This window comes from Jiangella mangrovi (assembly GCF_014204975.1).
GTDB lineage: Bacteria > Actinomycetota > Actinomycetes > Jiangellales > Jiangellaceae > Jiangella > Jiangella mangrovi.
On sequence record NZ_JACHMM010000001.1, the window covers coordinates 1,595,612 to 1,618,959 of the forward strand.

At 72.4% G+C, this 23,348-nt stretch carries 20 protein-coding genes and 1 pseudogene; 10 read left to right on the forward strand and 11 right to left on the reverse strand.

Annotated elements, in window-relative coordinates; all coding sequences use genetic code 11:
* Positions 1-454: 454 nt before the first annotated feature.
* Positions 455-751, forward strand: coding sequence for a hypothetical protein (locus HD601_RS33010; protein WP_221440666.1), 297 nt, complete (start codon positions 455-457; stop codon positions 749-751).
* A gap of 56 nt (positions 752-807) precedes the next feature.
* Here the strand turns inward: HD601_RS33010 and HD601_RS07430 are convergent, their stop codons facing one another.
* Positions 808-1,422, reverse strand: coding sequence for a hypothetical protein (locus HD601_RS07430; RefSeq protein ID WP_184820637.1), 615 nt, complete (start codon positions 1,420-1,422; stop codon positions 808-810).
* 98 nt (positions 1,423-1,520) lie between these two features.
* Here HD601_RS07430 and HD601_RS07435 point away from each other — a divergent pair, with 98 nt between their 5' ends.
* The 3 genes from HD601_RS07435 to HD601_RS07445 all read left to right on the forward strand — a co-directional run bounded on the left by HD601_RS07435 (position 1,521) and on the right by HD601_RS07445 (position 4,848).
* Positions 1,521-2,564 (forward strand): alcohol dehydrogenase catalytic domain-containing protein, encoded by a 1,044-nt coding sequence (locus tag HD601_RS07435; protein ID WP_184820639.1) that lies wholly within the window; start codon positions 1,521-1,523, stop codon positions 2,562-2,564.
* 61 nt (positions 2,565-2,625) lie between these two features.
* Complete coding sequence (locus tag HD601_RS07440; protein ID WP_184820641.1) at positions 2,626-3,450, forward strand: DUF1906 domain-containing protein; 825 nt, start codon at positions 2,626-2,628, stop codon at positions 3,448-3,450.
* A 72-nt stretch (positions 3,451-3,522) separates the two neighbouring features.
* Positions 3,523-4,848: a glycoside hydrolase domain-containing protein gene (locus HD601_RS07445; protein ID WP_184820643.1), complete on the forward strand. Its 1,326-nt coding sequence runs from the start codon at positions 3,523-3,525 to the stop codon at positions 4,846-4,848.
* A gap of 12 nt (positions 4,849-4,860) precedes the next feature.
* Here the strand turns inward: HD601_RS07445 and HD601_RS07450 are convergent.
* The 5 genes and pseudogenes from HD601_RS07450 to HD601_RS07470 all read right to left on the reverse strand — a co-directional run.
* Positions 4,861-6,462: pseudogene (locus HD601_RS07450) on the reverse strand (polyamine aminopropyltransferase); the annotation flags it as partial.
* A 15-nt stretch (positions 6,463-6,477) separates the two neighbouring features.
* Positions 6,478-6,921: a DUF350 domain-containing protein gene (locus HD601_RS07455; protein ID WP_221440670.1), complete on the reverse strand. Its 444-nt coding sequence runs from the start codon at positions 6,919-6,921 to the stop codon at positions 6,478-6,480.
* A gap of 22 nt (positions 6,922-6,943) precedes the next feature.
* Complete coding sequence (locus tag HD601_RS07460) at positions 6,944-7,357, reverse strand: DUF4247 domain-containing protein (RefSeq protein ID WP_184820645.1); 414 nt, start codon at positions 7,355-7,357, stop codon at positions 6,944-6,946.
* Positions 7,354-7,830: a DUF2617 family protein gene (locus HD601_RS07465; protein WP_184820647.1), complete on the reverse strand. Its 477-nt coding sequence runs from the start codon at positions 7,828-7,830 to the stop codon at positions 7,354-7,356. The genes HD601_RS07460 and HD601_RS07465 overlap by 4 nt, the downstream gene beginning before the upstream one ends.
* Position 7,831: 1 nt before the next feature.
* Positions 7,832-8,440 carry a DUF4178 domain-containing protein gene (locus HD601_RS07470; RefSeq protein ID WP_184820649.1) on the reverse strand — a complete coding sequence of 203 codons (609 nt, stop codon included), beginning with the start codon at positions 8,438-8,440 and terminating at the stop codon, positions 7,832-7,834.
* 137 nt (positions 8,441-8,577) lie between these two features.
* Between HD601_RS07470 and HD601_RS07475 the strand changes: the two genes are divergently transcribed.
* Both HD601_RS07475 and HD601_RS07480 read left to right on the forward strand, forming a co-directional pair.
* Positions 8,578-8,763 carry a YegP family protein gene (locus HD601_RS07475; protein ID WP_184820651.1) on the forward strand — a complete coding sequence of 62 codons (186 nt, stop codon included), beginning with the start codon at positions 8,578-8,580 and terminating at the stop codon, positions 8,761-8,763.
* Positions 8,764-8,836: 73 nt separating this feature from the next.
* Complete coding sequence (locus tag HD601_RS07480) at positions 8,837-9,214, forward strand: VOC family protein (RefSeq protein ID WP_184820653.1); 378 nt, start codon at positions 8,837-8,839, stop codon at positions 9,212-9,214.
* Positions 9,215-9,227: 13 nt separating this feature from the next.
* Here HD601_RS07480 and HD601_RS07485 read toward each other — a convergent pair whose 3' ends face one another.
* From HD601_RS07485 to HD601_RS07505, 5 genes are all read right to left on the reverse strand, one after another.
* Positions 9,228-11,471 (reverse strand): FtsX-like permease family protein, encoded by a 2,244-nt coding sequence (locus tag HD601_RS07485; protein ID WP_184820655.1) that lies wholly within the window; start codon positions 11,469-11,471, stop codon positions 9,228-9,230.
* Between the two features lie 117 nt (positions 11,472-11,588).
* Positions 11,589-12,155 (reverse strand): GNAT family N-acetyltransferase, encoded by a 567-nt coding sequence (locus HD601_RS07490; RefSeq protein WP_184820657.1) that lies wholly within the window; start codon positions 12,153-12,155, stop codon positions 11,589-11,591.
* 533 nt (positions 12,156-12,688) lie between these two features.
* Positions 12,689-16,213 (reverse strand): hypothetical protein, encoded by a 3,525-nt coding sequence (locus tag HD601_RS07495; protein WP_184820659.1) that lies wholly within the window; start codon positions 16,211-16,213, stop codon positions 12,689-12,691.
* A gap of 424 nt (positions 16,214-16,637) precedes the next feature.
* A complete protein-coding gene (locus tag HD601_RS07500; RefSeq protein ID WP_184820661.1) occupies positions 16,638-17,441 on the reverse strand; it encodes an META domain-containing protein in 804 nt (267 codons plus the stop codon).
* A 1-nt stretch (position 17,442) separates the two neighbouring features.
* Complete coding sequence (locus HD601_RS07505) at positions 17,443-17,949, reverse strand: META domain-containing protein (RefSeq protein ID WP_184820663.1); 507 nt, start codon at positions 17,947-17,949, stop codon at positions 17,443-17,445.
* A 101-nt stretch (positions 17,950-18,050) separates the two neighbouring features.
* On the opposite strand from HD601_RS07505, the gene HD601_RS07510 reads away from it, so the two are divergent.
* The 4 genes from HD601_RS07510 to HD601_RS07525 all read left to right on the forward strand — a co-directional run bounded on the left by HD601_RS07510 (position 18,051) and on the right by HD601_RS07525 (position 23,348).
* The gene (locus tag HD601_RS07510; protein ID WP_184820665.1) at positions 18,051-19,910 is read left to right on the forward strand and encodes an acyl-CoA dehydrogenase; all 1,860 of its coding nucleotides are present in this window, start codon (positions 18,051-18,053) and stop codon (positions 19,908-19,910) included.
* Positions 19,911-20,224: 314 nt separating this feature from the next.
* Positions 20,225-21,487, forward strand: a complete 1,263-nt coding sequence (locus tag HD601_RS07515; RefSeq protein ID WP_184820667.1) for an ABC transporter substrate-binding protein — start codon at positions 20,225-20,227, stop codon at positions 21,485-21,487.
* A gap of 44 nt (positions 21,488-21,531) precedes the next feature.
* Entirely contained in the window at positions 21,532-22,515 is a 984-nt protein-coding gene (locus HD601_RS07520; protein ID WP_184820669.1) for a carbohydrate ABC transporter permease, read from the forward strand.
* Positions 22,512-23,348, forward strand: a complete 837-nt coding sequence (locus tag HD601_RS07525; protein ID WP_184820670.1) for a carbohydrate ABC transporter permease — start codon at positions 22,512-22,514, stop codon at positions 23,346-23,348. The genes HD601_RS07520 and HD601_RS07525 overlap by 4 nt, the downstream gene beginning before the upstream one ends.

Consider the following 23,348-nt stretch of genomic DNA (forward strand, 5'->3'; position numbering starts at 1 on the left):
GGTTGGCTCTGCCCACTTCATCACCGCAGGTCAACCTGGCTGATTGGGCCGAACCACGCCCTTGCCTCGCCTGTGCGGCCGGGTCTAGCGTCGCGTGCGGAGGGACCGGCGCAGGGGGCACGAGCAGCCGGTGCTCCCGCCCGGCCGGGGGGCATGAGAGTCCACGCACGAGCACGCGCACCACCGATGCGATCCGCGATCGATCCGCAGCGCAAACTCCGCAGCACGAACGTGGAACTCCCATGACATCCAACGGGGGATGACATGAAACGCATCATCATCATCCTGGTGGCCGTACTCGGACTGCTCGGATTCGCCAGCACAGCGGCCGTCGCACAGAGCGGCCACTTCATCGAGGGCGGCGGCAACGCCCCCGAGTGTTCCGACATCGGCACCCAGGTGACCTGCGACGGCAAGGTCGCCCGGTCTCGGCGGCACCACCTTCGAGATCACCGTGGAGGCGACCGGCATCGCCGAAGTCGTCTGCATCAACCCGGCAGGCCACCGCGCCCCCGGGCAGGACACCGAGGTCACGGTGGCCGGCACGACGACACCGCTGCCGACGCCGCGCAACGGCCAGTTCGTCTTCGACATCACCAGCGACGACCCTGAGCCGCTGCCGCCGACGCCCACCTGCCCGAACAACCAATGGACGCCGAACATCGTCGACGTCGCCTTCACCGAGGCCACGCTGACGCTCCTCGAGGACGGAGTGGTCTCCGACGTGGTGACCGTGCCGGTCCAGTCGTGACAGTCCGATCGACCGGCCAGGGGCCGGGCCTGCAGGTCCGGCCCCTTCTCGGGACCTCAGGGCCGGTAGCCGAGCTTCGGGTCGAACGCCGTCACCCAGAAGACCCCGTGGTCGGCGTCGTAGTCGTGGATCATCGCGGTGCTGCCGGGGCGCAGCGCCTCGACGCCGTCGTGGCGGACCTCGATGACGACGGCGGCACCGTCGGCGCCGGTGACCTCGGCCTGGCCGGCGTCGGGGCCGACCGCGCCGGTGCGCACCACGCACACGCTGCCGACCAGCCGGGCCGGGTCGGCGACCGCGCCGGCGCGCAGGATCCGCCGGATCGGCCGGGCCAGCGCCACGGTGCTGGCGGCGGCCAGCGCCAGCCCCAGCACCACGATGGCCGCAGACGCCAGCACGCCCGGCGGCCGCACCGCGATGTCGCCGCCGCGGGCCAGCGTGCCGATCATCGTGGCCAGCCAGGTCAGCACGATGAACAGCGACCCCGCGACATTCAGCGGGACGCCGTCGAGCCCCGCCGCGGCGCGCAGCCCGGGCGCCGCGTCACCGGCCTGCGGCGTGGTGCCGCCGACCATGACCAGCAGCCAGTAAACGACCACCGCGATGGTGAGGAAGGTGAACGGGACGACCGGTACGGCCATGGCGGCGTCGAACAGATCGTTGATCGCCACTTTCCAGCCTTCCGAAACGTGCAGGTGGTCCACGCGGACTATAGCTCCGAGCCCGCCCGCGGCACCGGCCTTTTTCGTCAACGACCTAAGGTCGTCCAGTGCGCGCGATGGTGTACGAGAGGTTTCGCGAACGGCCGGTCGTCCGTGACGTCCCGGAGCCGGTCTGCCCGCCGGGCGGCGCGGTCATCCGGGTGGAGGCCACCGGCCTCTGCCGGAGCGACTGGCACGGCTGGATGGGCCACGACGACGACGTCACGGTGCCGCACGTGCCGGGGCACGAGCTCGCCGGCGTGCTCGCCGAGGTCGCGCCGGACGTCCGGGGCCACGGCTGGCGGCCGGGCGAGCGGGTCACCGTCCCGTTCGTCTGCGCGTGCGGCGACTGCGAGCAGTGCCGGGCCGGCGACCACCAGGTCTGCGAGCGGCAGACGCAGCCGGGCTTCACCCACTGGGGCTCGTTCGCCGAGTACGTGGCGATCGAGCACGCGGCGGTCAACCTGGTCCGGCTGCCCGACGCCGTCGACTTCGCCACCGCGGCCGGGTTGGGCTGCCGCTTCGCGACGGCGTACCGGGCGGTCGTGCAGCAGGGCCGGGTCGCGGCCGGCGAGTGGGTGGCCGTGCACGGCTGCGGCGGGCTGGGGCTGTCGGCGGTCATGATCGCCGCGGCGCACGGCGCGCGGGTGGTCGCCGTCGACGTCTCCGCACCGGCCCTCGAGCTGGCCCGGCGCGTGGGCGCCGCGGTCGCCGTCGACGCGAGCAGCGGGACCGACGTCGTGGCCGCGGTCCACGAGGCGACGGGCGGCGGCGCGCACCTGTCGCTGGACGCCCTCGGCAGCACGACGACGTTCCTGAACTCCGTGCGCGGGCTGCGCCGCCGCGGCCGGCACGTCCAGGCCGGTCTGCTGCTGGCCGAGCACGCGACCCAGGCCGTGGCCATGGGTCCCGTGGTCGCGGCCGAGCTGGAGCTGCTGGGCAGCCACGGCATGGCGGCGCACCACTACCCGGCCATGCTGGCCGAGATCGCGGCGGGCACGCTGCGCCCGGACCTGCTGCTCGGCCGCGAGCTCACCCTCGAGGAGGGCGTCGACGCGCTGGTGGCGATGTCGGACGGCTCGCCGACCGGCGTGACGGTGCTGCGTCCGTAGCCCGCGGAGCTGGCCGAAGGGACCTATCGCCGGTCGCCGCCGCGATGATATGACTGTCGGCATGACCCGGAGACGCCACGCGGTCATCGCCGCCACCGTCCTGTTCGCCGCCGCCTCCTTCACCGCCGCCGGCCCCGTCAGCGCCGGAGACGCCCGCATCCCGGCGCCCACCATCGCCACCGGCCTCGGCTTCGACACCTGCACCGCGCCGTCGGTCGCCGCGCTCGACGCGTGGTGGGGGACGTCGCCGTACACCACGGTCAACATCTACTTCGGCGGCATCAACCGCGGCTGCCGGCAGCCGAACCTGACGCCGTCGTGGGTCCAGACGGTCAGCGGCATGGGCTGGCACCTGCTGCCCACGTACATGGGCCACCAGCCCATCTGCATGCTGGGCAGCAAGGAGCACCGCTACACCGCGGCCGACGCCACCACCATCGGCGCGGCCAACGCGCAGGACGCCCTCGCGCAGGCCGAGCACCTCGGGCTGCTGCCGGGCAGCGCGCTGTACGCCGACGTCGAGCACTACGACCGCAGCGACGCCTCGTGCGTCACGGCCGTGCGCCGCTACGTGTCGGCGTGGACCACCACGCTGCAGGCGGCCGGCTACCTGGCCGGGGTGTACGTGCACCAGGACTCCGGGCTGCGCGACCTCTCCGCCGTCTACGACTCCCCCGAGTATGCCCGCCCCGACGCCGTCTGGATGGCCCGCTGGGACGGCAACCCGGCCCTCACCGGCTGGCCGACGGCGCCGGACAGCCAGTGGGCCAACCACCAGCGGGCCAAGCAGTACCTGGGCGACCACAACGAGACCCACGGCGGCGTCACCATCAACATCGACAGTGACTCGCTGGACGCGCCCGTCGCCACGGTCGCGAATCCATAAAGACCCCGCGACATCCCTGTTCACAGCCGGTTTTCGGGAGCACACTCGAATCATGGCGACGGGGGGTCGATCATGCTCGGCTGGACACGCTCACTCGGCAGGGCCACGGCTGCGGCCGCGGCATCGGCGGTCCTGGTGGCCGCATCGGTCACGGGGGCCGCGGCACTGCCCGACTCTCCGGTCTCCTATCCGTCCGGCGCGTCGTCGACCCTCGCGCCGGGGCTGGGCTTCGACACCTGCACCGCGCCGTCCATCGCGGCGCTGCAGGCCTGGCGGGCCTCGCCATACCGCACCGTCAACATCTACTTCGGCGGGGTGAACCGCGGCTGCGCCCAGCCCAACCTCACCGCCGCCTGGGTCCGCGACGCGACGGCGACCGGCTGGCGGCTGCTGCCGACCTACTTCGGGCGCCAGCCGTCGTGCATGCTGGGCAGCAAGCCGTACCGGTACACCGCCGCCAACGCCACCACCTACGGCGCGTCGGAGGCGCAGGACGCCGTGGCCAAGGCCCGGGCGCTCGGCCTGCTCCCCGGCAGCGCGCTCTACGCCGACGTCGAGCACTACGACCGCACCGACGCCTCGTGCGTCACCGCCGTGCGCCGCTACGTCTCGGCCTGGACCACCACGCTGCACGCCTCCGGCTACCTCGCCGGGGTCTACGTGCACCAGGACTCCGGGCTGCGCGACCTGTCGGCGTCGTACGGCAACGCCACCTGGGCCCGCCCGGACGCCGTCTGGATGGCCCGCTGGGACGGCAGCCCGTCGCTCACCGGCTGGCCGACCGCCCCCAACGCGCAGTGGGCGGGGCACCAGCGGCTGAAGCAGTACCGCGGCGACCACAACGAGACCTGGGGCGGCGTGACGCTGAACATCGACAGCGACTCGCTCGACGCACCCGCGGCCACGGTCGCGCGGACCTACCGCGTGACCAGCTCGACCGCCCTCAACGCCCGCACCGGCCCGGGCTCGGCGTACCCGGTGGTGCGCAGCCACGCGCCGGGCAGCGCACTGGCGGTCATGTGCCAGGGCCTCGGTACCCGCGTGGGCACGAGCTCGGTGTGGAACCGGCTGTCCAATGGCACCTGGGTGGCCGACTACTACGTCTCGACGCCGTCGAGCACCACGTTCTCGCCGACGCTGCAGCGGTGCATGTACCCGGGCCAGGTCACCAGCGCGACGCCGCTGAACGCCCGCACGGGCCCGGGCACCGGCTACCCGGTCACCGGCACCGCCCTCCCGACCGGCGCGCTGGCCTGGGTGATGTGCCAGAAGGCGGGGACGGCGGTCGGCACCAGCACCGTCTGGAACCGGATGCTCGACGGCCGCTGGGTGGCCGACTACTACGTGTCCAACCGGTCGAACACGACGTACAGCGCACCGATCCCGCGCTGCCCGTGAGACGGCCGGGCGTCAGTAGGCGCGCCACTCCTCGCGCACGTACTCGAGCACCACGGGGTCGAGCAGCGTCGAGACCTCGGCGTCGGTGACCCGGCGGTCCGGCGGGAACACCGTCGCCGCGCGCAGCACGTCCTCGGACAGGTAGCGCAGCGGCGGCGCATCGGCGGGCACCTGCAGTGCCGGGCCCGCCTGCGTGCCGGGCGTCGTCAGCAGGAAGCCCCAGTCGCCGAAGCTGGGCACCGACGCGAGGTACGGCGTGACGCCGAACCCGGCCGCCCGGACCGTCGCCTCGATGCAGGCGAACGAGCGCGGTGCGAAGTACGGCGAGCCCGCCTGCACGACCATGCGCCCGCCGTCGGCCACCAGCTCGCGGACCAGGCCGTAGAACTCCAGCGAGTACAGCTTCGAGGTGGCGGTGGAGTCCGGGTCGGGCATGTCCACGATCACGACGTCGTACGGCTCGGCGCCGGCGTCGCCGCGCTCGCGGACCCAGCCGAACGCGTCGGCTGCGATCGCCTCGACTCGCGGGTCGGCGAACGCGTCCCGGTTCAGTTCACGCAGGCTCGCGTGCGTGCGGGCCAGCTCGAGGACGGCCGGGTCGAGCTCGACCAGCGTGACCTCCTCGACGGACGGGTAGCGCAGCACCTCGCGCAGGGCCAGCCCGTCGCCGCCGCCGAGGATCAGCACGCGGCGGTGCGGTCCGGCGAGCGCCGGATGCACCAGCGACTCGTGGTAGCGGTACTCGTCGGGCGAGGCGAACTGGAGGTCGCCGTTCAGGAACAGGCGGACGTCGTCGGTCCCGGACAGCCGGTGCCGCTCGGTGAGCACGATCTCCTGGTACTCCGACCGCTCGGCGTGCGCGATCGGGTCGCGGAACAGCCGCTGCCGCGCGTCGACCTCGAGGTCGTCGGCCCGCACCAGCAGCACGGCCAGGACTGCGCCCACCGTCAGCACCAGGGCCGCGATGACCGTCCAACCGCGCCGCGACACCGTTCGCCGGAAGAGCCAGGCCACCACGACGGTGCCGGCGACGAGGTTCAGCACGCCGGCCGCGATGGTGCCGCGCACCAGCCCGAGCGCCGGCAGCAGGACGAACGGGAAGGCCAGCCCGCCGAGCAGCGCGCCGAGGTAGTCCGCGGCGAACATGTCGGCGACGGCGCTGCCGGCATCCTGCGCGCGGATGCGCTGCAGCATGGTCATGAGCAGCGGGATCTCGGCGCCGATCAGCACACCGATCAGGGCGGCCAGCACGACCATGAGCGGCGTGTAGAGCTCGGTGGTCGCGAACGCCCGGTACAGCACCAGCACCGCGGACCCGCCGAGCAGCGCGAGCAGCGACTCGACCAGCACGAACGACACCGCCGGCGCCCGCTGCAGCGGCTTGGCCAGCAGCGACCCGATGCCCATGGCGAACACCATGACCGAGACGACGATCGATGCCTGGACGACGGTGTCGCCGATCAGATAGCCGCCGAGCGCGATCAGCGCCAGCTCGTAGACCAGCCCGCAGGCCGCGCAGACCAGCGCCGCGGCCAGGATGACCGCGCGCGCCGGCCGCGAGAAGCCGCCGGCCGGCGCCTCCCGCGGCGTCGTCGTCGAGGTGGTGGACGTGGCCCGGCCTCCGTGCCGCTAGACGATGGCCAGCGCGATGATGCCGGAGACCACGATGCGCAGCACGCCGAGCACCCAGCTGGCCGGGTGCGGGGTCTCGTGGACGAGGTCGTGGCGCCCCCGGCCCGGGATGAGCAGGTCGACCAGCAGGAACACCAGCGTGCTCACCACCAGCCCGATGAGGCTGTAGACGACCGTGCCGGCCAGGCCGTCGGCGACGTCGTCGGCGCTGGCGTAGATGGCCGCGACGACGATCAGCCCCTGCGCGAGGAACCCGGTCGAGACCAGCACCGCGGCGTTGTGGTTGCGCTCGACGAAGATGAGGTCGCGCAACCTGCCCGGTGTCAGCACGTCGATGAGCACGAAGCCGAGCAGCAGCATCGCCAGGCCGACCCCGCAGTAGGCCAGCACGACGCCGGCCTCCTCGGCCAGCTCGCCGACGTCGATGTCGCCGATCATCATCGGTCTCGTCCTCTCACAGCAGTCACTTGCCGAACCCGGAGCCGCCACCGGCGAATCCGCTGCGGTAGCCGCCGCCGAACGCGCCCCAGATCGGGATGATCACCGGGCCCCAGCGGTCGTAGCCGTCGCGGACGTCGGTGACCTCGATGTCGGAGCCGTCGCCGCCGGCCGCCGGCACGATGTGCACCATGGTGTCCTCGTAGCCGAGGTAGCGGCCGGTGGTGTCCTGGTGGTCGCGGCCCGCGGTGGCGGCGTCCTCGACGATCGCCGCGACGGTGTCGACGGAGTCGTCGGAGCGGTAGGTGGAGTAGTCGCCGTCCTGGCTGACCAGCTCGTAGTTGTCGGAGATGACCCGGCGCACGTCGTCGTCGGCGCTCCCGCAGGCCGACAGCGTCAGCGCGGCGGCCACCAGCCCGGCTACGAGCGCGCGCCTCATCGGGTCAGCTCCGTCCGGGTGCCGACCAGCTGGCCGGCGCCGGGGTAGACGTGCCAGGTCGACCAGGCGACGGCGTCGGCGTCCAGCCGGTCGGCGCGCAGGGCGGTGACGGCATCGGGGTCGCCCGGGAACGCGGCGACGACGGCGTCCGGCTCGGCCGCCAGGCGGCGCAGCTCGGCAGCCCGGGCGCGCAGCGTCGCGAGCGGCAGCTCCTCGACGGCGGCGTGGAACCGGTAGTGCCACCCGCCGGCCCGGCGGCGCACCTCGCCGGGGAGCTCCGCGGGCACACCCGGCAGACAGGCCACCGTCTCGACCAGCCCGCCGAGCACCACCTGGTGCGAGGCGCCCAGCACCCGCAGCTCCAGCGGTCCGGCCGCCCGGACGGCGAGCGCCGGCACGACCGGGTGGTCGAGGGTCCAGGCGAGGTCGGCCGCCCGCGTGTCGACGTAGGGTACGTCCAGGGTCGCGAGCACGTCAGCGCGGCGCCGGGTCGCTGCCGGGGTAGATCGTGAGGGTGCCGGGCGGCACGCGCTCGCCGCGGGCCACCTCCCACTCGCCGCCCTCGAACCGTTCGAACGAGAGGTACGTCCCGCGCGGGCCCTCGAAGTCGACGTACTCGACCCGTCCGGTGGACCCGAGGCCCGTCGTGCCCTCGGAGGTGAACTGCGCGGTGCCGTGCTCGTCGCGGCGGTACTCGACGCCGTCGTGGCTGAGCGTCGCCGCGCTGGGCTTCAGCCCGCTGTTGCGCAGCTTCAGCCACTTGACGACCTCGAGGTCGGGGTCCTCCTCGACCGACAGCCAGCTCCGGCTGCCGTCGACGTCGTCGAGGAAGTGCTCGCTCCACTGGTAGCCGCCCTCGCGCAGCCGCAGCGAGCCGCGCACGAACAGCCGTTCGCCGAGCAGCTCGACCATGTCGCCGGCGCGCAGCGTGCGGGGGTCGCCGAAGGTGCTCTCGCCCGGATCGAACGGGTCGCGGGGCACGGGCGCCGGTGCCGGCGCGGACCGGGACCGCAGTGCCCGGACGACCCAGACGGCGACGAGCACGATCGCCAGGACGACGATGACGGCCAGAACGGTCCTCACCCCGTCGACCCTACATTGGCCCGATCCGCCGGCCGACCACGGCGTCGGCGTGCGACACGGCCGGTTCGGGCTGCGAGGGTTCACCCGCGCGCTCTAATCTGGCGCTGCCAACTCTGGCGACCCCACGGAGGACCCTCATGGCAGGCAAGTTCGAGCTCTACAAGGACAAGTCCGACCAGTACCGCTTCCGCCTGAAGGCCGGCAACGGCGAGACGATCGCCGTCGGCGAGGCGTACACGAGCAAGAGCAGCGCGCTCAACGGCATCGACTCGATCCGGCGCAACGCCGTGGACGCCGTGATCGACGACCAGACCGACGACTGACCCGCCGCACGTCCGAAGAGCCCCGGCCCCGCACCCTGTGGGCCGGGGCTCTCGTCGTCTAGCGTTCTCGCCCATGGCAGCCCTGCGCGAGATCGTGGTCGACTGCGAGAACGCCCCCGGCCTGGCCCGGTTCTGGGCGGCGGTGCTCGACGGCTACGACGTCCTCCCCTACGACGACGCCGAGATCGAGCGGCTGGCCGGCCTCGGCTTCACCCCCGAGACCGACCCGACGGTGGGGGTCGGCGGCCCCGGCCCGACGCTGTTCTTCCAGCAGGTGCCGGAGCCGAAGTCGGTGAAGAACCGCGTGCACCTCGACGTCGAGGCGCCGGACCGCGCGGCCGAGGTCGACCGCCTGGTCGCCCTCGGGGCGAGCGTGCACAGCGTCCACGACCGGTGGACGGTGCTGCTCGACCCCGAGGGCAACGAGTTCTGCGTCTCCCAGCCCGGCTGACCCGCGCCGGTCGTCAGTCCGCCGCCCGGGCCGCCTCGGCCGCCCGCTGCCGCAACGCGCGCCGGGCCGGCAGCAGCGTCGCGCCCAGCGTGAGCACCACGGCCACGGCCACGACGCCCAGGTAGACCAGCGGCGAGCCCGACGGCGTCGTCGAGTCGGCCCGCGCCAGGCTGAACGGCACCAGCGTCGCGGCCGAGGCGAGCGTCCCGAGCGTGATGCCGACGGCCGCCACCAGCACGCCCTCGGCGCCGACCATGCGCATCACCTGCGCGCGGGTGGCGCCGGTGAGCCGCTGCAGCCCGAACTCGCGCCGCCGCGCGCCGGTGCTCGCCGACAGCACGTTGATCACCGAGATCGCGGCGTAGGCGACGATCATGATGACGACGGTGTAGTTGGCGAACGCCATGGTCCGCTGCAGGTGGCCGTAGTCGTCGAAGAGCGCGTCGCGGCCGGCGACGGTCAGCCCGGGCGTCGCGGCGGCCAGCTCTTCGACGGCCGCGACGACGGCGTCCGGGTCGCCCTCGGCAGCCACCAGGACCTCGTGCACCCCACCGGCCGCGGTGTGCGGCGCCAGCAGGTCCGCCGGCAGCAGCAGCGTGTCGTAGTCGTCGGCGGCGTCGAACGTCGCGGCCACGCGCACCGTCGCCGCCGCTCCGTCGCCCAGCCGCAGGGTCAGCTCGTCGCCGATTCCGACGCCGAGCGTGTGGGCGTGGTCCGCGGCCAGCGCGACGGTGTCGCCGGTCAGGCCGGTCAGCGCACCCTCGACCGGCGTGACCGGGGTGGTCGCGGCCGCGCCCGCCGCCGTCACGCCCTGCAGCGTCCAGCCCTCGTCGCTCTGCGCGTCGTCGTGCGGGGTCTCGACGAAGCCGGTGCTGCGGACCAGCGCCGAGGCGCCGGCCACCCCGGGGAGGGCGGCGACGCGCTCCACCAGCTCGGGCCCGGCGGGGTCCGCGGACGTCACGACGGCGTCGGCCACCAGCCCGCGCGCGAAGGCGTCGCGGTTCGCCGCGTCCTCGGTGGACTGCAGGTAGAGCGTGCCGGTGGCGATGCCGGTCAGCATGATGATGGGGGCGACGACGGCGGCCGTGCGGCTCGTGCGGCCGCGGGTGTTGAGGACCGCCAGGTGTCCGGCGGTCCCGGCGACCGCGCGGAGCGGCCACTGCAGCAGCGCCGTCAGGCCCCGGATCAGCACCGGGCTGAGCAGCGCCATCCCGATGGCCCACAGGATCACGGCGGGACCGGCGGTGCTCGACGTCAGCGGGCCGCTCATGACCGTCACCGTGACGATCCCGAGCGCGACCCCGCCGCTCAGCGCCAGCAGGCCGAACAGCCACCGCCAGGGGCTCATGCCGCGGATGTCGAGGGCGGCCTCGGTCAGCGCCTGCGTGGGCCGGACGGCGGCCGCTCGGCGACCGGCGATGAGCGCCCCGCCGACGGCCGCGACGAGGGCCGCGCCGACCGCCGTCACGACCGGGATCCAGCCCTGCCGGAACTCGATGCCCGCCGGGACCACGCCCGCGTCCGCCATCCGCTCGAACAGGAGCTCGCCGAGGAAGCGGCCCGGGACCAGCGCCGCCGCCGTCGCGACGAACCACAGCAGCAGCGTCTCGCCGAGCACCATGCGCCGCAGCTGGCCGGGCGTCGCGCCGGCCGTGCGCAGCAGCGCCAGCTCGCGGCCGCGCTGCTGGATCGAGAGCGCCAGCATCGACGCCACGCCGAACATCGACACCATGGTCGCCCAGCCGCCGAAGACGCCGGCCAACGCGATGAGGTCCTCGCTGCTGGACCGGGCCGTCAGCACCTCGGCCTGCCCGCGGGCGTCGCCGGTCAGCGTCGTCGCGGGCACGCCGTCCAGCGCTGCGTCGATGCGCTCCTTCAGCGCGCCCGTGCCGACACCCGGCGCGGCGGTGACGGCGATCGCGTCGACCGTGCCCGACGGAGCCGGGGCGTCCAGGACCCGTCCCTCGGCCGAGGCCACGCCGTCGACAGCGGACACCGTCGCGACCAGGTCGTCGTCGAGGCGCACCCGCTCGGGCAGCAGCGCCGACTCGTCCGTGCCCGGGATGTCGTAGCGCTGCTCCCCCGCGACGACGACGTCCGCCCCGGCCAGTTCCTGCGGCGGCACCGCGGTGCGGATGCCGGTCTCCATGAGCCCGCCGCAGGCCATGACGATGGCGGCGCCGAGCACCATCGCCACGAACGCCGCCGCGAAGGTTCCCGCGCGATGGCGCAGGGTCCGTACCGCCAGACCGAACATCGGATGCTCCCGAGGTCTCGTCGCGCCGGGTGCGCGACCTCGGGATCGACGCTACGGAGCGGGCGACGCGACACCCATGGCGCTGACCGGCGGCTCCACAGGGGGGTCAGCCCCACCTCAGAAGCTGCGGCGGGCCTGCCAGTCGGTGCGGAGCAGGCCCATGACGATGGTGTCGACCCGCTCGCCGTCCCAGAGCAGCGACTCGCGCAGCCGCCCCTCGACCACGAACCCGGCCTTCTCGTACGACCGCTGCGCCCGCGGGTTGAACGCGTAGACCTCGAGATCGACGCGGTGCAGCCCGACCTCCTCGAACAGGTGGGCCAGCATGAGCTCGATCGCCTCGGGGCCGATGCCGCGGCCGCGGTAGGACTCGACGAGGTCGATGCGGAAGCCGCCGGCCTCGTTGTCGGCGTCGACGTCGTTGACGGAGATGCCGCCCGCGTACTCGCCCGTCCCGACGTCCTCGATGGCCCAGTCGAGCCGGTCGTCCTGCTCGGCCCGGCTGGCGCAGTAGGCGTCGATCTCGGCACGGGTGAACGTGCGGTGGGTGCCGGTGAGCCGCATGGACTCGGCGTCGAACAGCGACTCGTAGACCGCGGCGGCGTGCTGCGGACCCAGCGGGACCAGCCGGATGCGCTCGCCGGTGAGGGTGGGCGTGGCCGCGACGGCGGCTGCGTTGATCACGCGCCCTGTCTACCCCTGACCGGGGGACGCGGCAACGCAATTAGACTGGAGGGGAGCAAGGCGAAGGCCCCTCGGAGTAAGGGTCCGAGGGGCCTTCTCAGTCGACCGGAACCATCACGACCGGTTGAACCGGCCGGATGCTCGCCACCTCCGATGACGGTGGCTCGAGTCGGCAAGGCTCACGGTTGCCCGTGGGTGCCTCGCAGCCCTTCCGGTCTGCCGTCCGGCTCCGTCAGCCGCCCCGCGCATCGGAGTGCGGTTCGCCGGGTTGCCCCGACGTGGCGAACTGCCGTTATCCGTCCGGCCCGCCCTCGACTCCTTCGGCGCGTTTGGCCAGGTCACCCCGGCTTTCCGGCTCCGAACTCGTCGATGACGATGAGGTATTTCTAGTCCTGTCGTCAGAGCCGCACAAGAGGGTTTCACCAAGATTTTCTCCGTCGGCCGCCGCCCACAAGGATGTCCACAAGGTACTGAGCGCGAAGGGCCGCGTTACCCACACCCCTGTGCACAGAAACTGTGGACAACTTCGCGGATCACCGCCGGTTCAGTACCCGCGTGACGGCTGCGACGACGGTCGTGGCGAGCACCGCGCCGGAGAAGACCAGCCCGTAGGCGACCACCAGATCGAGGCCGCGGGGGTCCCAGGCGTTGTCCTGGCCGAGGCTGAGGATCGGGATGAGCAGGTCCAGCGTGTAGCCGATCGGGTTGAACGTGGGGTGGACGTTCACCTCGACGGGGTCCAGCTCGCGGCCCCAGAAGTACGCAGTCCCGAACGCCAGCAGCCCGACGAACCAGATGGCGGCCAGGCCCGGCCGGTAGCCGAACCCGACGGTGACGTCCTGCAGGTAGCCCCAGCCCTTCATCAGCAGCTGGCCCAGCGACGACGTTCCCAGCAGGTCGCGGCGGTGGCGGTGCCGGGCGAGCAGGACGGTGCGCGCGGCGGCGTCGTCGCCGGAGCGGCGGTAGTGGTTGGCCAGCTGCTCGTACACCTGGTGCTGGTAGCCGGTGGGGTCGCGGCGCAGCCACGCCAGCGCGGTCTCGACGTCGGCGTCGCCGGGGTCGTCGAAGGTCAGCCCCGACAGCATGACCATGGAGGTGTCAGTGGGGTCCATGACCAGCGTGCGGACCTCGGAGTCGCGCAGGTCGACGGCGATCTCGCCGGCCGGCAGCTCGACGGTGCCGGCCTGCATCTCGGACAGGTCGATGACCGCCCGCCGGCCGCGCGAGGTGGGCGCGGTCTCGATGCTGAGGTCGTTCATGAGCACCCGCCGGGCCACCACCGCCTCGTGCAGCGTGACCAGCGGCCGCACCTGCTCCGTCCCGCCCGGGCGCCCGGCCGCCGGCGGCTCCTGGCTGATCGAGACCTGCTCGCAGGAGAGCTCGCCGATGTTCGCGCGGTCGAGGCGGACGTCGCCGACGATGGTGAGCGGCCCGTTGCCGGTGGAGCGCCGCGAGCCCAGCTCGACCGCGCCGGACACCCGCAGGTTCGGCGCGAACACCGCGGTGCGGCCGGGGTTGCGCAGGGTCGTGCGGCCGCGGACCAGCAGCCGGCCCGCCAGCGCGGCCTCGGCCAGCGAGAGCTGCCCGGTCAGCTCGACGTCGCGGCACTCGAGGTTGCCCTCGACCTTGAGCCCGGCCGCCGCCACGACCTCCTCGACGGGCGTGCGGCCGTCGGCGCGGACGCCGGTCTCGCCGTGCAGCGCCGTCAGCACCACGCTGAACCCGACCTCGGCCCGCCGAAGCGCCATGCCGCCGGTGAGCTCGGCCTCGCGGACGACCAGCGAGCCGCCCACCGTGCTGCCGGCGACGTCGACGGCGAACCGCCCGGGGTGGCGGAAGCGGCCGCCGTCGACGATGAGGTCGCCGCCCACCCGCGAGCGCGCCACGATGACCGCGCCGTCGACGTCGAGCGCGGTCAGCCGGAACACCCCGCAGGTGACGTCGGGGAGCAGCAGCGCCGTCTGGCCGGGCGCGACGAACTCGCCGTGGCGCAGGCTGAGCCCGGCCGCGAACGTCGAGCCGGTGAGCCGCAGCGCGCCGCGGAAGACGCCGCCGTCGACCAGGAACTCGTCGGACATGGTCTGGATGGCGCTGAAGACGATGGGCCCGTCGGTGGACCCCACCCCGTGCCCGCTCAGCGTCGACGCGCTGAGCACGAAGCGGCGGCGCACGTGCGCCTGGTCGAACGAGACGGTGCCCTGGATCTCGGCCCGCTCGATGGACACCTTGCCGCCCACCTGCACGCCGGTACCGTCGAGCACCCGGTGGTCGGGCCGGCGCAGCACGGCGCCGTCGAGCACGAGGTCGCCGCCGACCTTGCCGTCGCGCATGACGATGCCGCCGTCGGCCCAGAAGCCGCCGAGGTCGGACGAGTACGGGTCGTCGCCCACCACGAAGTCGCCGCGGACCTCGATGCGCGGCGCGATGAGCGCGTTGCCGTCGGGGTTGTAGATCTGCGCGCCGGTCAGCACGACGCTGTCGGCGACCGCAGCCGTCAGCCGCACGGCGCCGTCGCACACCATGCCGCGGGCGGTGAGCCGGCCGTCGACCCGCAGGCCGATGGCGTCGACGCCCATGCCGGAGGACTCGATGTAGGCGCCGCGCAACAGCACGTCGCTGCGCACACGTGCCTGGAACAGCCGGAGCTGGCCCTGGACGCGTGCGCCGTCCATGGCCAGGCTCTTGCCGAGGTCGGCGTGGGCGAGGTCGACGTCGCCGCGGCAGCGGAACCGGCGGCCCAGCACCAGCCGCTCACCGATGACGGCGCGCGACGCGGCCAGCGCGCGGTAGCCGCCGTCGAGGTGCGCCCCGCCCAGGAAGACCGCCGCGCCGACCCGGATGCCCTTGATGTTCAGCCCGCCCATGGCCGTCAGCCGCTCGAGGTTGAGGTCGCGCCGCACCGTCGCCGACTGCAGGCTGACCGCCCAGGAGTCGTCCGGGTTGGTGACCCGGGTGCCGACCAGCCGCGCGGACGTCGCCTCGAGGTCATCGAGCATGACCCGGCCGACCAGGCGGGCGCGGTCGGCCACCAGCGACCCGACAGCGGCGCCGATGCCGACCAGCGCGTAGCCGCCGGGGTTGCTGATCTCGACGCCGCGCAGCGCGAGGGTGTCGCGGACGACGCCGCGCGGGATCAGCATGCGCCCGATGATGCGGGCGCCGTTCTCGACCTCGAGCCGGTCGGCCTCGATGTCGCTGGCCACCAGCGCGTCTCCGCCCGGGTTGGCCAGCACCGCGGCGTCGAACACGACGCTGCCGGCGATGGTGGCGTGCCCGAGGTCGACGGTGCCGCTGCAGCGCAGCCCGTGGCCCTGGACGCCGCCCGCGACCAGCCGACGGGCGTCGAGGGCGACGCCGTGGCGGTTGCGCAGGACGGCGTCGGTGAGGTCGACCCGGCCGGACACCGTCGCGCCGGACAGCACGATGGGTCCGCGGGCCCGGGCGCCGACCAGGCCCAGCCCGCCGTCGACGCGCAGCCGCTCGGCGTTGACCGCCTCGCCCGACGCGGCGAACAGCCGGGCGCGGGTGAGCAGGAGGTCGCCGCCGACACTGAGGTTGCGCGCGTGCACGAGCGTGGCGTGCCCGGTGAACCGGCTGTCCTCGAACGACGCCGACCGGTGCACGTGGGTGTCGACCATGCTGACCGAGCCGACCAGGCACTCGCGGACGGCGATGGCGTTCTGCACGTCGACGGACTCGGTGCGCAGGTCCGGCACGCGGCAGCGGATCAGCTCGACGCCGGCCGCCGTCAGCTCGGCCAGCATGAGGATGTCGTCGATCCAGCACATGTCCAGCCGCAGCGGGCGCTCGAGACGGCCGTAGCGCAGCTGCAGCCCGCCGGTGATGCGGGCGCCGGTGAGCCGGACGGCGGCGCCGGGCACGCCGCCGGTGTCGCGCAGCAGCTCGTCGATGACCTTGGCCCGGACGGTGCGCGCCTCGTCCCAGGCATCGGCGGACTCGACGGAGCGGGGATCGATGTCGCGCCCGAGGTCCGCCTCGCCGCCCCGCGCCACGGCCGACCGCAGCGCCGACTCGGCACGGCTGAGCCTGTCGCGCACCCTGCCTCCTGGTCCGGCCATCTCACCCCTGCCGTTCTCGGTGATCAATGTAACGGGTGAGGCATTGCGGACGTTTGGGGATCGACCAACTCGAATCGATCCCGGCGATACGCCGTGTCGTTACGCACCGTTCATCCGCGGATGCGATAAGAATCGTGAAGACCCCTCGGGGTAAGGGTCCGAGGGGTCTTCTACCTGCACGTACACCGGCACAGACGGGTCGATACGGTCCGTGACCCACAGGTTGTGGATCAGTTGTGGAAACCCGCGCCGAACCGTGACAAACGATGCACCGCACGGTCAACGACATCTCGCCTGTCGGGCGGCGCACGCCACACTCACTCGCTCCGAGTCCCTCACGCTCTCGACCGACGACTCGTGGGTGCCTCCGGCCCCAGTCGCCGCCGGTGTGCGCCGCCCTCCATCAGGCCGCCGCCACCGCCTGCAGTCCGAACCCGCTGGGCGCCTCGAGCGAGAGCCGGTTGCCGGTGATCTCGAACCGCGCCTCGCCGGTGAGCACCTGCAGCACGATGTCCTGCACGTAGGCGGCGCCGTCGGCGCAGGCGGCGTCGCTCACCACGATGTCGGCGAACGTGACGGCGTCGCCGTCGACGGTGGCCGTGCCGCTGAGCTCGTTGCAGCCGGTGTGCCCGGTGACGGCGCCGTCGTCGAAGCGCAGGTGAGCGGCGAATCCGGCCGGCATGGACGAGGCCACCTCACCGTCAGTGAGGCCGTCGACGTCCCACTGACGCCCGGTCAGCTCGACCGGCGGCTCGACCACCTCGAGGTCGGTCAGCGAGATCACGAGTTCCCCCGCGGTGAGCACGAACGTGTTCGCGTCGGCGAGCTCCCAGGTGGGCTCCGCGGCCAGCAGGTCACTGAGCCACTGGTCGGCGTCCATGCGCTCGCCCGGGCAGCCCATCTCGGTCATGGCGAGGCCGCCGCCGGTGCCGAGCCGGCCGCCGTCGAGCGACACCGGCCCGTTGGCGCTGTTGCAGCCCGCCGAGGCCAGCAGCCGCCCGTCGTCGGTGAACTGCAGGTTCAGCGGGCCGCCGCCCGGGATGCCGACGTCCTCGGTGGAGACGAACGTGCGCCCGGCGAGGGCTCCGGAGTCGCCACCGCCCGTGGCGCCGGAGCCGTCGCCGTCGTCGCCCGCCGCGGTGTCGCCGCAGCCGGCCAGGAACAGCACGACGCCCAGCAGCGGGAGGAGGGCTGCTGGGCGTCGCATGTCAGCCGAGGTCCGTGGACGGGGCGTCGGACGCCGTCAGGCTGAGGGTGTCGCCCTCGGCGTTGGTGACCGTGAGCACGTCGCCCGCGACCTCGACGGTGACGTCGCCGTTGAGCACCTGCAGCATCGAGGAGTCGATCTTGCCGAGCTCGCCCGAGCAGCCGCGGCGGGTGGAGATGAGCGGCGTGAAGCTGATGCTGGAGTCGCTCACCTCGGCCGACCCGCTGAAGCCGTTGCAGCCGGTGGAGCCGGTGACGTCGCCGTTCTCGTCGATCTGGAAGTAGGCGTCGGCGTCGGCCGGGCGCTCGACCGTCGCGCCCTGGGCCGTCACCTCGTCGAGCACCCAGCGGCTGCCGACGATCGGCACACCCGGCTCGGTGGAGCTGTCGGATTCAGAGGAGTCGCCGGGGACCGCGGTGGTGTCGTCGCCGGCGTCTTCGCTGCCACAGGCGGCCAGCAGCGCGATGCCGGCCACCGCGGCGAGAGTTCCTAGTCGTCGCATATCCATGGGACGGACGCGGGCCGCCGGGCGTTCCTGGGTTGCGCGAAGTTACCGACTAGTAGCACCATGGAGTTACTCGCCGGTAGTAATTGCGACGGAGGATCCCGATGGGCCACTACAAGTCCAACCTGCGCGACATCGAGTTCGCGTTGTTCGACGTCTTCGGCAGCGGCGAGCAGCTGGGCGGCGGACGCTACGCGGAGTTCGACACCGACACGGTGCGCAGCATCCTCGCCGAGGTCGACCGCATGAGCCGCGAGGACCTCGCCGCGTCGTACACCGACTCCGACCGCCACCCGCCGGTCTACGACGCCGCCGAGCGCTCCGTCGTGCTGCCCGAGTCGTTCAAGAAGAGCTTCGCCACGCTCATGGACTCCGAGTTGTGGCGCTTCGCGCTGCCCGAGGGCCTCGGCGGCACGCCGCTGCCGCCGTCGGTCTTCTGGGGCGCGGCCGAGCTGATTCTCGGCTCCAACGCCGCCGCCTGGATGTACGCGTCGGGCCCGTCGTTCGCCAGCGTCATCTGGCGCAACGGCACCGAAGCACAGAAACGCATCGCCGAGCTCATGATCGAGCGCGGCTGGGCGGCCACCATGGTGCTCACCGAACCCGACGCCGGCTCCGACGTCGGCGCCGGCACCACCAAGGCGTTCCAGCAGCCCGACGGCACCTGGCGCATCGAGGGCGTCAAGCGGTTCATCACGTCCGGCGAGCACGACATGAGCGACAACATCGTCCACCTGGTCCTCGCCCGGCCGGTGGGGGTCGAGGGCGCCGGCGGCCCGGGCACCAAGGGGCTGTCGTTGTTCATCGTGCCGAAGGTGCGGTTCGACCCATCGACCGGCGAGCTCGGCGAGCGCAACGGCGTCTACGCGACCAACGTCGAGAAGAAGATGGGCCTCAAGGTCTCGACCACCTGCGAGCTCACCTTCGGCGACGGCGAGCCCGCGGTCGGCTGGCTGCTCGGCGACGTCCACGACGGCATCGCCCAGATGTTCCAGATCATCGAGTACGCCCGCATGATGGTCGGCACGAAGGCCATCGCCACGCTCTCGTCGGGTTACCTCAACGCGCTCGAGTACGCCAAGGAGCGGATCCAGGGCGCCGACCTCACCCGGGCCACCGACAAGACCGCGCCGCGGGTCGCCATCACCCACCACCCCGACGTCCGCCGCTCGCTCATGACCCAGAAGGCGCACGCCGAGGGCATGCGGGCGCTGGTCCTCTACACCGCCACCATGCAGGACGCCGTCGCCGCGGCGGCCGCGCGCGGCGAGGTCGACGAGACCGCGGAGCGCGTCAACGACCTCCTGCTGCCCATCGTCAAGGGGTACGGGTCCGAGCGGTCCTGGGTGCTGCTGGGCTCGGAGTCGCTGCAGACCTTCGGCGGTTCCGGCTTCCTGCAGGACTACCCGCTCGAGCAATACGTCCGCGACGCCAAGATCGACACGCTGTACGAGGGCACCACCGCCATCCAGGGCCAGGACTTCTTCTTCCGCAAGATCGTCCGTGACAACGGCCAGGCCCTCGGCTGGCTCTCGCAGCAGATCCAGCAGACCGTCGACGACGAGCTCGGCGGCGGCCGGCTGAAGGTCGAGCGCGAGCTGCTGGCCAAGGCGCTCGCCGACGTCCAGGGCATCCTCGGCACCATGGTCGGCTTCCTCATGTCCGCCGACGAGCGCACCGAGGGCGGCGACGTCCGCAACGTCTACAAGGTCGGCCTGAACACCACCCGGCTCCTCCTGGCCGCCGGCGACCTCGTCGTCGCGTGGCTGCTGTTGCGGCAGGCCGCCGTGGCGCTGGGCCGGCTCGACGGCGAGGTCTCCGCCAAGGACCAGGCGTTCTACGAGGGCAAGGTCGCGGCGGCCCAGTTCTTCGCCCGCCAGGTCCTGCCCCGGCTGGCGGCCGAGCGCGCCGTCGCCGAGGCCACCGACAACTCCCTCATGGACCTCGACGAAGCCGCCTTCTGACCCCAGCCCACCCCGTCCTCCACACGCGGCGCCCGCCGCCCCCGCACGTCGGCCCTCGGACCGTCCCACCCACGGTCCGGGGGCCGTCGACTGTCCGGCACCCCTCACCATCGTGACTATTCCGGCAGGCGGAAACTGGGGACCGCCTCGCGACACATGGGCGATTGAAACGTCTTGACAGACCGACGGTGGCGCTAGATTATCGATAATCAATCGGCCCGCAGGACGCTTTCAACGGAGAAGGGATCCGGCAGATGGTGAACGTCCGTCAACACCCCGGCAGACATGGGCTGGCTGCCCTCCTGCCGATCTGTTTGGTCGGCTCCCTGGCGCTGGCCGCGTGTGGCGGCAGCGGGAGCGACGGCGGCGACTCCGCCTCGGGCGCCTGCGAGGGCGCCCCGCTCAAGGTCGCGGTCCGGTCCCAGTTCGCGCCGAACATGGAGAAGGTGCTCGCCGCCTACGAGGACGAGTCCGGCGCCGACACCGAGCTGCAGACGCTGCCCGACGACAACGCGCAGTACCAGCAGAGCATCGTGGCCCAGCGCATGGGCGACGAGATGCCCGACGTACTCGAGAACATCGACACGCTGGTCAACGCGATGGCGGAGTCGAAGGTGACCGCCGACCTCACGCCGTTCCTGTCCGACGGCGACCTGCAGGAGGACTCGTTCCTGCCGCAGTTCCTCGACGCCTACCGGCCCATCGACCTGCCCGACGAGATCCACGGAATGCCGGTCGCCGCCGACGCGTACGTGCTGTTCTACAACAAGGACCTGTTCGCGCAGTACGGCGTCGACCTCCCGACCGAGGACTGGACGTGGGACGACTTCTACGCCGCCGCCAAGGAGATCACCACGGCGGGCAACGGCGAGGTGTTCGGCTTCGTGGGGGCCAACCTCCCGCAGCCGACGTTCAACCCCGTCATCCAGAGCTACGGCGGGTTCGTCTACGACAAGGACTCCAACACGACGGGCATCGGCGAGCCGGAGGCCATCGAGGCCTGGAAGTTCCTGCTCCAGCCGTACCAGGACGGCACCTACGCGCCGTTCGAGATCGGCTCCAGCCCGTCGCCGCCGGACTTCGCCAGCGGCCGCGTCGCCATGGCGTTCAGCACGCGCAAGAACGTGCCGAACTTCCGCAACCAGCTCACCGCCGACTGGGACGTCGCCCCGGTGCCGATGCTCAACGGCGAGCACCCGATCGGCGGCGGCAGCTACGGGCTGTCGATGTCGGAGCGGTCGGAGTGCAAGGACAACGCCTGGGACTTCCTCACCTGGTTCTACACCGAGGAGGGCGGCATGAAGATCATGCAGGAGAACTACGCCACGGTGCCGCCGACCCTCGACGGCGTCGAGTCCGGCAGCTGGCGCGACCTCCCCGGCCCGCCGGCCAACGTGCAGGTCTTCGCCGACGCCGTGGCCGACGCCAAGATGGCGCCGCAGCTGCCCCGGGCCGCCGGTCCGGAGCTGGCCGCCGCCCTGCTGGCCGCCCAGCAGAAGGTCCTGCTCGAGGGGGCGTCGGTCGAGGACGCCTTCGGCGAGGCCGCGTCGGATGTGAACGACGCACTTGAGGAGTGACCGGCGATGAACCCGTCCGCCGACGCGACGACGAGGGTGACCGGATGAGGACGAAGTCCGCGGAGGCGAAGACCGGACGCGAGGGGCGGGCCGCCGACACCGGCGGCCCGCGCCCGCGCTCGGCGGACCCGGGCCGCGGTCCGGCCAGACGCCGGTTCATCAGCCGCGACGGCACCGCGGCCGCCGTCATGATCGCCCCGAACGCGATCATGTACCTGCTGTTCGTGATCATCCCGGCGCTGGCCGGGGTCGCGCTGAGCTTCTACGAGTGGAACCTCTTCGACGACCCGGTCTTCGTCGGCCTGGCCAACTACCAGGACGTGCTGACCGACGACGACGCCTGGGCGGCGATGGTCAACACCATCGAGTTCATGGTGCTCGGCGTGCTGCCGACGGTGCTGGTCGGCTTCGTCCTGGCGGTCCTGGTCAACACCCGGATGCGCGGCGTCGGCACCGTCCGGGTGCTGTACTTCGTGCCCCTGGTGGTGTCGACGGCGGTCGCGTCGGTGCTGTGGTCGTGGCTGTACCAGCCGCAGTCGGGCATCTTCAACTACCTGCTCAGCCTGGTCGGCATCGACGGCCCGGCGTGGCTGGCGAACACCAGCTGGGCGCTGCCGGCGCTGACGCTGATGATCATCTGGATGAGCCTGCCGCTGGTGATCATCCTGTACCTGGCGGCGCTGCAGCGAATCCCCGACGAGATCATGGAGGCGGCCAAGATCGACGGCGCCGGCGCCTGGCGGCGGGTCTGGCAGATCATCTGGCCGAACGTGTCGGCCATGACGCTGCTGGTGCTGGCGCTGCAGGTGCTGAACTTCCTGTCCGCGCCGTTCGAGACCGCGCTGATCATGACCCAGGGCGGTCCCATCGACTCCACCACGGCGCTGTCGCTGTACATCTACCGGGTCGCCTTCGAACAGGGCGAGATCGGTGCCGGCAGCGCGCTGTCGATGATCCAGTTCCTGCTCATCGTGCTGCTGGCCGGCGGCCTGCGGCTGATCCACCGAGTGCGGGTGAGGGGCGCATGAAGCCGTCGACCGCGGTGACCGTCACCCGGTACACCGCCATCCTCGTCATCGGGCTGGCCATGGGCCTGCCGCTGTTCTACCTGTTCTCGTCGTCGCTGATGACGCCGCAGGACGTCAGCGCCTACCCGCCGCACCTGGTGCCGCCGGAGTTCCGCTGGGCGAACTTCACCGACGCCTACGACTTCCTGGGCGCCCGGACCATCGCGAACTCGTTCATCTACAGCTTCGGCATCGTGATCCTGCAGCTGTGCATCGCGCTGCCCGCGGGGTTCGCGCTGGCGAAGGTGCGCTTCCGCGGATCGCGGGCGCTGCTGGTGTTCTTCGCGATCCCGATGTTCCTGCCGAACAACGTGGTGCTGGTGCCGCTCTACGTGGTCACCAACGAACTCGGTCTCATCGGCAGTTACGCCGGGCTGATCCTGCCGATCGTGGGCCGGACGGCGTTCGCGACGCTGCTGTTCCGGCAGTTCTTCCTCACCCTTCCCGACGGCCTCATCGACGCGGCCAAGCTCGACCGGGCCGGCTGGTTCCGCATCGTGCGGCACGTGGCCGTCCCGCTGTCCGGACCCGCCGTCGCCGCCTACGCGTCCATCACGTTCCTCAACAGCTGGAACGACTTCATCTGGCCGCTGGTGGCAGCACCCGGCGACGACTACCGGGTCATGACGGTGGCGCTGGCGCCGCTGGCCTACCAGGAGGGACTGTCGAACGTCCCGCCGAACGTGGGCATGGCGGCCGCCGTCATCAGCGTCATCCCCGTGCTGCTGGTCTTCGTCTTCACGCAACGCTGGTACATCCAGGGCGTGGTGGGGACCGGCACCGACAACACCTAG